The 11,536-nt window shown below is 73.4% G+C and carries 11 protein-coding genes; 6 read left to right on the plus strand and 5 right to left on the minus strand.

The window, feature by feature from the left end; genetic code table 11:
- Positions 1 to 143 precede the first annotated feature (143 nt).
- Positions 144 to 998, minus strand: coding sequence for a helix-turn-helix transcriptional regulator (locus ACFPL3_RS38610; RefSeq protein ID WP_343946162.1), 855 nt, complete (start codon positions 996 to 998; stop codon positions 144 to 146).
- Between the two features lie 102 nt (positions 999 to 1,100).
- Here ACFPL3_RS38610 and ACFPL3_RS38615 point away from each other — a divergent pair, with 102 nt between their 5' ends.
- Positions 1,101 to 2,093, plus strand: coding sequence for an aldo/keto reductase (locus ACFPL3_RS38615; RefSeq protein ID WP_343946161.1), 993 nt, complete (start codon positions 1,101 to 1,103; stop codon positions 2,091 to 2,093).
- Between the two features lie 49 nt (positions 2,094 to 2,142).
- Here the strand turns inward: ACFPL3_RS38615 and ACFPL3_RS38620 are convergent, their stop codons facing one another.
- Entirely contained in the window at positions 2,143 to 2,481 is a 339-nt protein-coding gene (locus tag ACFPL3_RS38620) for a nuclear transport factor 2 family protein (RefSeq protein ID WP_343946160.1), read from the minus strand.
- Between the two features lie 133 nt (positions 2,482 to 2,614).
- Between ACFPL3_RS38620 and ACFPL3_RS38625 the strand changes: the two genes are divergently transcribed.
- The 3 genes from ACFPL3_RS38625 (at position 2,615) to ACFPL3_RS38640 (ending at position 5,590) form a co-directional block, all read left to right on the plus strand.
- Positions 2,615 to 3,448 (plus strand): glycoside hydrolase family 16 protein, encoded by an 834-nt coding sequence (locus ACFPL3_RS38625; RefSeq protein WP_343946159.1) that lies wholly within the window; start codon positions 2,615 to 2,617, stop codon positions 3,446 to 3,448.
- A 283-nt stretch (positions 3,449 to 3,731) separates the two neighbouring features.
- A complete protein-coding gene (locus ACFPL3_RS42120; RefSeq protein ID WP_465269449.1) occupies positions 3,732 to 4,256 on the plus strand; it encodes a UGSC family (seleno)protein in 525 nt (174 codons plus the stop codon).
- Positions 4,253 to 5,590: a hypothetical protein gene (locus ACFPL3_RS38640; RefSeq protein WP_343946156.1), complete on the plus strand. Its 1,338-nt coding sequence runs from the start codon at positions 4,253 to 4,255 to the stop codon at positions 5,588 to 5,590. Before ACFPL3_RS42120 ends, ACFPL3_RS38640 begins: the two co-directional genes overlap by 4 nt.
- A gap of 6 nt (positions 5,591 to 5,596) precedes the next feature.
- Here the strand turns inward: ACFPL3_RS38640 and ACFPL3_RS38645 are convergent, their stop codons facing one another.
- Positions 5,597 to 6,634 carry a medium chain dehydrogenase/reductase family protein gene (locus ACFPL3_RS38645; protein WP_343946155.1) on the minus strand — a complete coding sequence of 346 codons (1,038 nt, stop codon included), beginning with the start codon at positions 6,632 to 6,634 and terminating at the stop codon, positions 5,597 to 5,599.
- A 103-nt stretch (positions 6,635 to 6,737) separates the two neighbouring features.
- On the opposite strand from ACFPL3_RS38645, the gene ACFPL3_RS38650 reads away from it, so the two are divergent.
- Complete coding sequence (locus tag ACFPL3_RS38650; RefSeq protein WP_343946154.1) at positions 6,738 to 7,376, plus strand: TetR/AcrR family transcriptional regulator; 639 nt, start codon at positions 6,738 to 6,740, stop codon at positions 7,374 to 7,376.
- 15 nt (positions 7,377 to 7,391) lie between these two features.
- On the opposite strand, the gene ACFPL3_RS38655 is transcribed toward ACFPL3_RS38650, so the two are convergent.
- A complete protein-coding gene (locus ACFPL3_RS38655; RefSeq protein ID WP_343946153.1) occupies positions 7,392 to 8,282 on the minus strand; it encodes a PaaX family transcriptional regulator in 891 nt (296 codons plus the stop codon).
- A 104-nt stretch (positions 8,283 to 8,386) separates the two neighbouring features.
- On the opposite strand from ACFPL3_RS38655, the gene ACFPL3_RS38660 reads away from it, so the two are divergent.
- Entirely contained in the window at positions 8,387 to 9,706 is a 1,320-nt protein-coding gene (locus ACFPL3_RS38660) for an MFS transporter (RefSeq protein WP_343946152.1), read from the plus strand.
- A gap of 6 nt (positions 9,707 to 9,712) precedes the next feature.
- Here ACFPL3_RS38660 and ACFPL3_RS38665 read toward each other — a convergent pair whose 3' ends face one another.
- Positions 9,713 to 11,533, minus strand: a complete 1,821-nt coding sequence (locus tag ACFPL3_RS38665) for a glycoside hydrolase family 2 protein (RefSeq protein ID WP_343946151.1) — start codon at positions 11,531 to 11,533, stop codon at positions 9,713 to 9,715.
- Positions 11,534 to 11,536 lie beyond the last annotated feature (3 nt).

The following is an 11,536-nucleotide window of genomic DNA, read 5'->3' on the forward strand; positions in this document are numbered from 1 at the left end:
TGAGTGCACAGGCGAGCCCCGCAGCGGCACGTCCGACGGATCGGAACAAGGACACCACGGTCAGCGGAACGCTGGGTCAGAACGACCGCTGCGGGGCTCACCTACATCCTCACTGCGGAACGCGGCCGGCGTCGCCGGCTCCGTCACGGATGCGCGCCGGCCCCCGCGGGGAAATCCTCGGTGCCCAGCACCCGCAGCAGCTCCAGCCGCTCGCGGGCGTCGGCGTCGGCCGGGGTGAGCACGAGCAGCTGCTGGCGCTGGTCCGGGGTCATCAGGGTCTCGCAGTTCATGCACAACCGGCCCACGCGCGGGTGCAGGAACGTCTTGCGGTCGGCGCGCCGCACGGCCACCTCGTGCTCGGCCCAGAGCGCGCGGAATTCGGCGCTCACGGCTTGCAGGCGCTCGACCAGCCCCGTGACATCCGGGTCGCGGGACCGGCGGCCCGCCACCGCCCGCAGGTCGGCCACGAGCTGGCGGGCGTTGTGCTCGTGCTCCTCCGGCGCGCGGCCGGCCCGGGTGGCGGGGTCGGCGAACCAGCGGTACACGGCGTAGCGCGCGTCGCCGGGGTGACGCGTGAGGTCGCCCCCGAGCAGGACCGACGCGCGGTTCTGCGCGAGCGCCTCCCCCAGGTCGGACAGCACGGCGGCCGGGGTGTCGCCGAGCAGGTCGAGCATGCGCAGCAGGCCCGCGCGCGCCAACCGGGCCGCCCCGTCGGCCGCGGGCGGCCGGTGGCCCGCCAGGTGGAACAGGTGGTCGCGCTCGTCCTCGGACAGGCGCAACGCCCGGGCCAGCGCGCCGAGCAGCTGGGTGGAGGGCTGGCTGCTGCGGCCCTGCTCGAGCCGCACGACGTAGTCGACCGACATGCCGGCGAGCATCGCCACCTCCTCCCGACGCAGGCCCGAGGTGCGCCGGCGGGGACCGTCGGCGATACCGACGTCGCCGGGCCGGATCGCCTGGCGGCGGCGTTTGAGGAAGTCGGCGAGCTCGTCACGCTGCACATTTCCGATGTTCCTCCGCCGCAGCCGGCACATCCAGGGACCGGCGCTCCCACGATGAACGCTCCGCTCCCGCCCACCCCGGATCGGGGTCACGGTGGAGCCATGCAGACACGAAACCTCGGACGCACCGGACCGGCCGTCGGCGCGCTGGGCCTCGGCGCGATGGGCATGTCGGGCGGGTACGGGCCGGCCGACCGCGCGGAGAGCATTGCCACCGTGCACGCGGCGCTGGACGCGGGCGTCACGCTGGTCGACACCGGCGACTTCTACGGGATGGGCCACAACGAGCTGCTGGTCGCCGAGGCCCTGCGCGGCCGCGACCGCGACTCCTACGTGCTGAGCGTCAAGTTCGGGCAGATGCGCGGGCCGGGCCCGATCTTCGGCCCGCAGGACAACCGGCCCGAGGCGGTGAAGAACTTCCTGGCGTACTCGCTCACCCGGCTGGGCACCGACCACGTCGACGTCTACCGCCCGGCCCGCCTGGACCCGGCGGTGCCGATCGAGGACACGGTCGGCGCGATCGCGGAGATGGTCGAGGCCGGGTACGTGCGGCACATCGGCCTCTCCGAGGTCGACGCGGCCACGATCCGCCGGGCGCACGCGGTGCACCCGATCGCCGACGTCCAGATCGAGTACTCGCTGCTGTCCCGCGCCCTGGAGGCGGAGGTGCTGCCGACGCTGCGGGAGCTGGGCATCGGCCTCACCGCGTACGGCGTGCTGGGCCGCGGCCTGCTGTCCGGTCACTGGACGCCCGGCCGCACGGCGGGGCCGGGCGACATGCGCGCCGCCAGCCCGCGGTTCTCCGGTGAGAACGTGGAGCACAACCTCGCGCTGGTGGAGGCGCTGCGCCGCGTCGCCGAGGCGAAGGGCTGCACGGTGGCGCAGCTGGCCATCGCCTGGGTGGCCGCGCAGGGCCCGGAGATCGTGCCGCTGGTCGGGGCCCGCACGCGGGAGCGGCTGGGCGAGGCGCTGCCCGGGGTGGCGCTGGACCTCACCGCCGACGACCTCGCCGCGATCGAGGCGGCGGTGCCGGCGGGTGCGGCGCGGGGCGACCGCTACCCCGCGGCGTTCATGGCGAGCCTCGGCGTGCGCTGACAACCCGTGAGTGGATACGAGTGCCGGAGCACCCGTATCCACTCACGGGTCAGGCCGGCGCGATCTCGACCCGGGCGATCCGGTCGCCGCGGAACTCGAAGGTGATCGGGCCGGTGCCGTTGTAGCCGCCCCCGGTGACCCGCAGCGTCGCGACGAGGCGGTGGGGGTCAGCGGTGCGCTCGAGCCCCACCACCTCGAACTGCGACCCGACGCCGATGTTGTCGGTGCGGTTCCAGTCGGCGATCCCGGCGTGGCCCCGGAACACGCGGCCCCAGTCGTCGAGGACCGCGTCCTCGGTGAAGGCGGCCACGAACGCGTCCGAGTCGCCGGCGTTCGTCGCGTCGATGAACGTCCGCAGCGCGGTGGGCAGGAGTGGCTCGCCATCCATGCCCCCGAGTATCGCCGCCGGACGCCGGGCGCGCGCACCCGTTATGTCCACTTCCTCACGGTTGGCTAAGGTCATCCGCGCACGCCGGTAGCTCCCCCGTGCTCCCCTCCGGCGTGCACGTCGAGGAGGCAGGATGTCCCGGGTTCCGCGGCGCGTCTGCTGTGCGCTGCTCGGTGCCGTCATGGTGCTGGTGGCCGGTTGCGGGGCCGACGAGACCGATCCGAATCTGTTCGAGGCACTCCCGGCGCCGTCGCCCCCGCCGACGGCCGTGCCGGAGACGGTGGTCGACGACGCGCGCTCGCCGCACACCGGCCGCGCCTCCCGCGAGCACTGGCGGCTGGTGTTCAGCGACGACTTCGACGGCACGCGGCTCGACCCGGCCGTGTGGAACCGCTACAACTCGGTGGGCGGGTTCGGCAACGGCTTCCGCCGCCCCGAGGCGATCACGGTGGAGGACGGGAAGCTGCGCATCACCGCCCGCGGCAACGTCTCGGGCGGCATGAACCACGAGCGCAGCCAGACCTACGGGCGGTGGGAGTTCCGCGCCCGCACCGACAAGGGCCGCGGCCGCGGCTCTGCGATCCTGTTGTGGCCCGACTCCCTGGACAAGGAGGCCGACGGGGAGCTGGACATGATGGAGGTGCCCCGCGAGGACCGCTCGCAGGCCCACTTCGTGATCCACTTCTCGGCGCAGAACAAGCTCGCGGGCAACAAGGTGTCGGGCGACTTCAGCCGGTGGCACACGTTCGCGATGGACTGGCTGCCCAACCGCATCACCTGGTACGTCGACGGCGTCAAGCAGTTCGAGACCACCGACCGCAACGTCATCCCGACCGGCTCGATGCACCTGGCGATGCAGCTGGACATGGGCCCGTACGAGGAGTGGATCCTCGCGCCGGACGAGACCACGCCCGCCGAGGTCAGCCTGGAGGTCGACTGGGTGCGGGTGTACGCGCCGCGGCGGTAGGAGCGTGCTGAAGAACCGCGGCCGTAGCGAGCGGCGGACAGGTGGCCGCATCGCAAGGCGGAGGAGGAGTCCTGTACCGGGTTGTACCGGCGACGACGACAACGCAGCGAGGTGGCCGCCTGGGCGTCGCGCAGTAGGGCGGGGTTCTTCAGCGCGCTCCTGTCGCGCGGACCGGGTCATTCGTCGTACGCGCGGACGCACTCGCGACCGACGACGGCGTCCGGATCCGCTGCCTACGGTCGCCGTACCCGACCTGGAGGTGACGGTGACCGACTGGGCGCGCGTGATCCTGGACCCGACGGGCGAGGTGGAGGGCAGCGAGGACCGCGCCCTCGCCCCGCGGCTCGCCACCCTGGACGGGGCCACGCTCGGGCTGCTGGACAACGGCAAGCCCAACGCGGCGCTGCTGCTGGAGGAGGTCGGCCGCCAGCTTTCCGAGCGGTTCCGGCTGAAGGACGTGAAGGTCTTCACGAAGGGCTACTTCGGCACGCCGGTGGAGCGCACCCAGGTGGAGCGCATCGTCGCCACATGCAACTTCGCCGTCACGGCGGTCGGTGATTGAGGCTCGTGCAGCGCGGCCAGTCTGGCCGACGGGATTCTGCTGGAACGTGCCGGCGTGCCGGCCGTCAGCATCTGCACCGAGCCGTTCCGCCTCGCGGCTGACGCGATGGCGCGCTCGTACGGCTTCCCCGGGTTCGACTACGTGGTGACGGAGCACCCGGTGGCCAGCCTGTCGCGCGACGAGGTGCGCGAGCGCGTGGCCACCATGCTCCCCCGCATCCTGGAGCTGCTGGGGGTGGAGGGATGACGGTCGAGGACGACCGCGCGGTGGTGGACGCGCTCGTGGACGCGGTCGAGTTCTGCTACGACCAGGAATGGACCGACGGCCTGCCGGTGGTGCCCTGCACGCCGGAGCGGCTCGACGCGTTCCTGGCCCACACCGACCGCGCACCCGACGAGGTGCTGCTCGCGATGCCGCAGATCGGCCGCGAGTGCACGGTGCGGATGGCGGCGCTGAACGCCGCCATGGCCGGGTGCCGCCCCGAGTACCTGCCGGTGGTGCTCGCGGTGTGGGACTCGCTGAACGCGGAGGGGTACACCGGCAAGGGCATCTGGCAGAGCACCACGGGCACCGCGCCGCTGATCCTGGTGAACGGGCCGGTGCGCGCGGAGCTCGGGGTGAACAGCCGGGGCAACGTGTTCGGCTCCGGGTTCCGGGCCAACGCCACGATCGGGCGGGCGATCCGGCTGGCGGCGATCAACGTGTTCGGGCTGCGCCCGCACGCGCTGGACCAGGCGACGCAGGGCACCCCGGCGAAGTACACGTGCTGCATCGGGGAGAACCAGGAGGAGAGCCCGTGGCCGGCGTTCCACGAGGAGTTCGGGTTCGGGCCGGACGACAGCACCGTCACGGCGATGACGATGCGGTCGGTGTCCCAGATCGAGGCCCGGCACACCTCGGACGCGCGGCAACTGCTGCGTGACTTCGCCGGCACGGTGGCCCGCACCGGCGCGCTGCTGCAGCGCACGATCTCCACCTGCCTCGTGCTGAGCCCCGAGCACGCCCACCTGCTGGCCGGGCAGGGCTTCGACAAGCCCGCGATCCGGGAGTTCGTGTTCGAGGCGGCGCAGCTGTCCCGCGAGGAGCTCGACGCCGTCGGCAAGACGGCCATCTCGAGCACCACGTCGTGGCGGCTGCCCTCCGACCACCCCGAGGCCGTGCCCGACGAGCGCGTCGACCCGGCCACCGACTTCTTCCACGTGCTCACCTCGCCCGACGCGGTGCAGGTCGTGGTGGCGGGCGCCTCGAACTCCGGGGTGTCGGCGGTGGTGGACACGTTCGGGCCGCGCGGCGACCGGCCCCCGCTGGTGGCGGTGCCGCGGCCCGGCGCGGCCGGCCGGGCCGACCCGCAGGACCTGCGCGGCCCGCTCGGCGGCATCGTCGCCACGCTCGAACGCGACGGATTCGCGCCCACCTGGGACGTCACCGCGTCCGGCGACCTGACGTTCCGGATCGGCGCGGGGAGCGCGGACTGCTCGGAGTGCCTGGTGCCGAAGTCGATGATCGAGGCGATGCTCACCGACGCGCTCGCCGGCACGTCCTACCGGGTGGCCGAGGTCGTGATGCCGACGGAGGGGTGAGCCCGCTCAAGCGTCCGGCACGATGACGACCTTGCCTGCGACGGTGCCCGACTCGGCCAGCGCGAGGGCGGCCGGGGCCTCCGACAGCGGGAACCGCGCGGCGACCTGCGCGGTGAGCACGCCGTCGGCGAGCAGCCCGAACACGGCCGTGAGGTCCTCGCGCAGCCGCGCCCGGAAGGCGTCGATACGCCGCTTGCCCGCCCAGAAGTTGTAGAACGTGGCCGAGCGGCCGTTGGGCAGCGCGTTCCACAGCACCAGCCGGCCGAGCAGCTTCAGCACCGGGAGGCGCGAGTCGCCCTCCTCGTCCTTCGTGGCGGCGGTGCCGTAGGACACGAGCGTGCCGCCGCGGCGCAGCAGCCGCCACGAGTCGACGATGCCGGGGCCGCCGACGTGGTCGAACACGGCGTCGACGCCGCCCGGGGCGAGTTCGCGGATCCGCTGGTACAGCTGGGGGTCGCGGTAGTCCACCGGGGTGGCGCCGAGCGCGCGCACGGCCTCGTGGTGCCGGGTGGACGCGGTGCCGATCACCGTGATGCCGGCGTGGCGGGCCAGCTGCACGAGCGTGGTGCCGACGCCGCCGTTCGCGCCCAGCACCACGACGGTGCCCCCGGGCCGGACCCGGGCCGCGCGGTGCAGCATCTGCCAGGCCGTGATCCCGTTGACCACCACGGTCTCGGCGTCGACGGCGTCGACGCCGTCCGGCACGGGCACCAGGTCGGCGGCGTCGATGACCTGGTGGGACGCCCAGCTCCCGACCTTGGTGGCGGCGGCGTACCGGCGTCCCTCCATCGCCGGGTCCACCCCGGGCCCGGTGGCGACGACCGTGCCGACCACGTCGTAGCCGGGCACGAACGGGAACGGGGGCTGGTCGAAGTACTTGCCCCGGCGCATCTGCTGCTCGGCGAACGACACGCCGGTGGCGTCCATGCGCAGGACGGCCTGCCCCGCGGCGGGTGCGGGGAGCTCCCGCTCCCGCAGCTGGAGGCCGTCGACCTCCACCCGGCCCGGCAGGACGACCTCGGTGATGACGGTGGCCTTCTCCACGACGACTCCTCAACAGCTGTTTGCTTACATGCGTAAACCTACGCTCGTCCGCTCCCGGCTCGCAAGGTAAACGCCTGTAAGCTTCGCCATGTAAGCTGAGGGAATGCCGGACGGACAGGCCGCCACCACCACCCGCACCCGCAACCGCCGCGGGGAGGGCGGGCGGCTGCGCGACGAGATCGTGGCCGGAGCGGTCGCGCTGCTGGACGAGACCGGCGACGAGACCGCGGTGACCCTGCGCGCCGTCGCCCGCCGGGTCGGGATCACCGCACCGTCGATCTACCGCCACTTCCCCGACCAGCCTGCCGTCATGCTCGCCGTGGTCCAGCAGGCGTTCGGGGAGCTGCACACGGAGCTGCGCGCCGCGCACGACGCCGCCGAGGCCGACCCGCGGGCGCGGCTCGTGGCCGTCTGCACCGCCTACCTCGAGTTCGCCCGCAAACGTCCCGGGCGCTACCGCACGATGTTCGGCGGGCTCTGGATGCCCGACCTGGGCACGAGCTCGATCACCGAGGAGGACATGCTGACACTGGGGCGCGACACCCTGGGTCTGATCATGGACTGCCTGCGCGCCTGCGTCGACGCCGGCGTCGCCACGAGCACCGACCCGCGCGCCGACGCGGTGGCCCTGTGGGTCGGGCTGCACGGGCTGGCCCACCAGCAGTCGGTCACCGTGGCGTTCCCGTGGCCCGCCGACATCGAGGAGCGCCTGATCGGCGCGCTCGCGCACCTGCGCGACTGAGTCGCGCCCCGGAGGTCAGCCGGGGGCTCCGCGGCCGTCGACCACGGACCGCACCTCGGACACCTCGACGAGCTGCGCGGCGACCGCCTCGGCAGCGGGTTCGTACCGCGCCCGCAGGCGCAGCGCCACCTGCTCGGCGCGCACCGCGGGCCAGTCGGCGGGCAGGTACTCCACCGGCAGCCCGGGGTCGCGACGGGCGAGCAGGCTCCACTCGCCGTGCAGCCACAGCTGGCGCGCGAGGTCGTCGGGGGCCCCGCTCAGCGGGTCGGGGTGGTCCCAGCGGGCGAGGAACTCCTCGTAGCCGCGGGCGATCGCGGGCACGTCCCACGCGTCCTCGACGAGCTCGGCCACGCGGGTGGGCGCATCGACGTGGGCCCGGAAGACCTTGACGTGGGCGAGCACGTCGAGCTCCGCGAGCAGGCGCTCGACGTCGACGGCCCGCGGGGCCACCCACAGCCCGCTCTGCAGCATCCCGAAGCCCGCCCACTGCAGCCGCGATCGCAGCAGGTGGCGGTCGGCCCGCCTGGTCTCGGGGAGCGAGAACCCCAGCAGCGTCCACTGCCCGTCCCAGGTGCGGTTGACCGGCGACTGCCAGGCGCGCACCCCGCCCTCCTCCAGCGCGACCCGCCATGACGGGGTGGGCGAGAGGAACACGCGACGCCCGCGGCGGTGGCGCTCCAGCACGCCGCGGGTGGTCATCCGGGCCACCGTGGCCCGCGAGGCGTGCTCCCCGACCCCGACCCGCGCCAGCACGTCGATCATCCCGGCGGTGGCGATCGCGGTGCCCGGCTGCAGGAGGTGGATCCCGCAGAACATCAGCACGTGGGTCTGCGGCCGGACCTGCGGGAGGCCGGACGGATCGTCCGCGCCCCCGGCCGGCCCGAGGGGCCGGGCACTGCTCGTCATTCCGACATCCTCGCAGCTCGGGGCGTCGTTCGACATCTCGTTGACGGTCGTGTCGATCACGCATAAAGTCCGTGCCACTCCGATCCCCCCGAGAGGGCATCGCAATGGCGCACCCCGCTCACAACCCCGTCCAGCTCCGGCGTGCCGTGGTGTCGAGCTTCATCGGCACCGTGATCGAGTACTACGACTTCCTGCTGTACGCCACCGCGTCCGCGGTCGTGTTCAACAAGGTCTTCTTCTCCGACCTCGACCCGCTGGTCGGCACGGTGGCGAGCTTCGGCACGCTCGCCACCGGCTACCTCGCCCGCCCCCTCGGCGGCATCCTGTTCGGCCACTTCGGCGACCGCGTCGGGCGCAAGAAGATGCTCATGGTCACGATGTCGCTGATGGGCGTGGCCAGCGTGCTCATCGGCCTGCTGCCCACCTACGCGCAGATCGGCGCGCTCGCCCCGATCCTGCTGGTGGTGCTGCGCATCGCGCAGGGCGTCGCCGTCGGTGGCGAGTGGGGCGGCGGCGTGCTGATGTCCGCCGAGCACGCCACCTCGCGGCGCGGGCTGTGGGCGAGCTTCACGAACGCGGGCGGGCCGGCCGGCATGGTCGTGTCCACCCTCGTGCTCGCCGCGGCCACCGCCATCTCCGGCGAGGAACAGTTCCTGGTGTGGGGATGGCGGATCCCGTTCCTGCTCAGCGCCGTGCTGCTGGTCGTCGGCCTGTTCATCCGGGCCCGGGTGGACGAGACCCCGGTCTTCCGGGAGGCGGCGGCGTCCGCGAAGGGCAGTAGGCCACCGCTGGTGGAGGTGCTGCGCAACCACCCGCGCAGCCTCGCGCTGTCGGTCGGCGTCGGCTTCGGCTCGTTCGTCGCGCAGAGCACGCTCACCACGCTCGTGATCTCGTACGCGGTCGGCGTGGGCTTCACCCGGCAGACGGTGCTCAACGCGCTCACCTTCTCCTCGGTGGTGGCCGTGATCGGCGTGATCGGGTACTCCGCGCTGTCGGACCGGGTCGGGCGCAAGCCCGTGGTGCTTGCGGGCGCGATCGGCACCGGCATCTGGGCCTTCGTGCTGTTCCCGCTGGTCGACAGCGGGTCCACGCTGCTGCTCTGGGTGGCGGTGGTGGTCGGGCAGGGCGTGCTCCACGCGGCGCTGCACGGGCCGCTCGCCGCGCTCTACGCCGAGCTGTTCGCCACCCGCGCGCGCTACACGGGCGCCTCCCTCGGCTATCAGATCGCGGGCACCGGCGCGGGCCTCGCCCCGGTGACGTTCGCCGCGGTGCTCTCCGGCTCGGCGAGCACCACCCCCGTCTCGCTGATCATCGCGGCGTGCTGCCTGCTCAGCGTGGTCTGCATCATGGTGCTCGGCGAGACCTCCGGCGGCGACCTGCGCGATGCGGGTGAGACCACCCCGAGCCGCGCGACCGCGGGCTGAGCGCCCTCACGTACCCGCCCGGCGCCGGTTCGCGTCCACCACCTCCGGTGGCACGGCCGCGGCCGGGCGGGTGAGGATCTCGCGCACGACGTCCACCGGCAGCTTCGGCTCGCGGTGCTCGGTGAGCAGGCCGTTGCGCTCCTGCTCGGTGTCGGTGAGCTGCGTGTAGCAGAAGCCGGCCAGCTCGGGGTTGTCGAGCACGGCGCCGACGAGCCCGCGCAGCCGCTCGGTGAACTCCTCGGCCGAGGCCACCGTGCCGTAGCCGAACCACTTCTCGCCCGCGGCCGGGGCGTAGCTCAGCCCGCCGAACTCGGTGAGCACCACGGGCAGGCCGCGGACGACGGGATCGCCGAGCACCACCTTCTTGCGGCCGGGCCTGCGGTCGGCCAGCACCCGGGCCACGGCCTCCGGGCCGTCGTAGCGCTCGCGCAGGGACTCGCCGTGGGCGGCGTAGTCGTGCACGCCCCAGATGTCGGTCTCGGTGATCTCCCAGCCGTCGTTGGAGATGACGGGCCGGGAACCGTCGAGGCTCTTCGTGAGGTGGTACAGCGCCGTGGGCAGGTGGCGCTGCTCGGGCACCTCGGCCAGGTGCCAGACACCCCAGCTCTCGTTCATCGGCACCCAGGTGACCACGCAGGGGTGGCTGCGGTCGCGGCGCACCACCTCCATCCACTCGCGCGTGATCCGCTCGACGGTGCGCGGTGCGAACTCGAACGCGCTGGGCATCTCGCCCCACACCAGCAGGCCGATGCGGTCGCACCAGGCCAGGAACCGCGGGTCCTCCACCTTCTGGTGGATCCGGATCCCGGTGAAGCCCAGCTCCTTGATCAGCTCGGCCTCGCGGCGCAGCGCGGCCCCGTCCGGCGCGGCGAGGTGCGACTGCGGCCAGTAGCCCTGCTCGAGCGCGAGGCGCAGGAACCGGGGTTGCCCGTTGAGCAGGAACCGCCCGTCCTCCACCCCGACGCTGCGCAGGCCGAAGTAGGAGCCGACGCGGTCGACCGCCGCGCCGTCCTCGTCCAGCACCTCGACGTCGGCGTCGATCAGCGTGGGCCGCTCGGGCGACCAGAGCAGCCTGCCGTGGTGCATGTCGTGGCGCGCCGCCGGGACGGCGATCTCGAACCGGGAGTGCGTGTGGCCGACCCGCACCGTGTGCTCGGCGAGCTCCTCGTCGCCGAGCGTGAGCCGCACCCGCACCCGCACCGGGTGCTCGGGCCGGCGCGACAGCGCCACCTCGCACGTGACCGCCGCCCCCGGCACGTCCGGCGTCCAGTGCAGCTGCGTGACGTGCGGGTCGGGCACGTTTTCCAGCCACACCGGCTGCCAGATCCCGGTGGTGCGCTTGTAGAAGATGCCGTGCGGCTCGTCGAGCCAGTCCTGCTTGCCGCGGGGCTGGGTGACGTCGTCGGCGTGGTCCTCGGCGCGCACCACCACCAGCTGGGCGGGCCCGTCCACGAGCGCGTCGGTGACGTCGAACGAGAACGGGGTGTGCCCACCCTCGTGCCCGCCCAGGTGCACGCCGTTCACCCAGACCTGGGCCCGGTGGTCCACGGCGCCGAAGTGCAGCAGCACCCGCCGGCCCGGGCCGGGCGGTGCGAGCTCGACCTCGCGGCGGTACCAGACGATCGGGCGCGGGCTCGGGTCGGCGATCCCGGACAGCTGCGACTCGTACGGGTAGGGCACCGTGATCGTCCGGTCGAACGGCTCCGCGGCCGTGGCCCAGCCTGCGCCGCGCCCGGCGTCGGTGTCGTCGAAGGCGAACCGCCACTGCCCGCACAGGTCCTGCCACCCGGGGCGGACCAGCTGGGGACGCGGGTAGTCCTCGTGCACGTG

Source organism: Pseudonocardia zijingensis, from assembly GCF_042657305.1.
Lineage (GTDB): Bacteria > Actinomycetota > Actinomycetes > Mycobacteriales > Pseudonocardiaceae > Pseudonocardia > Pseudonocardia zijingensis.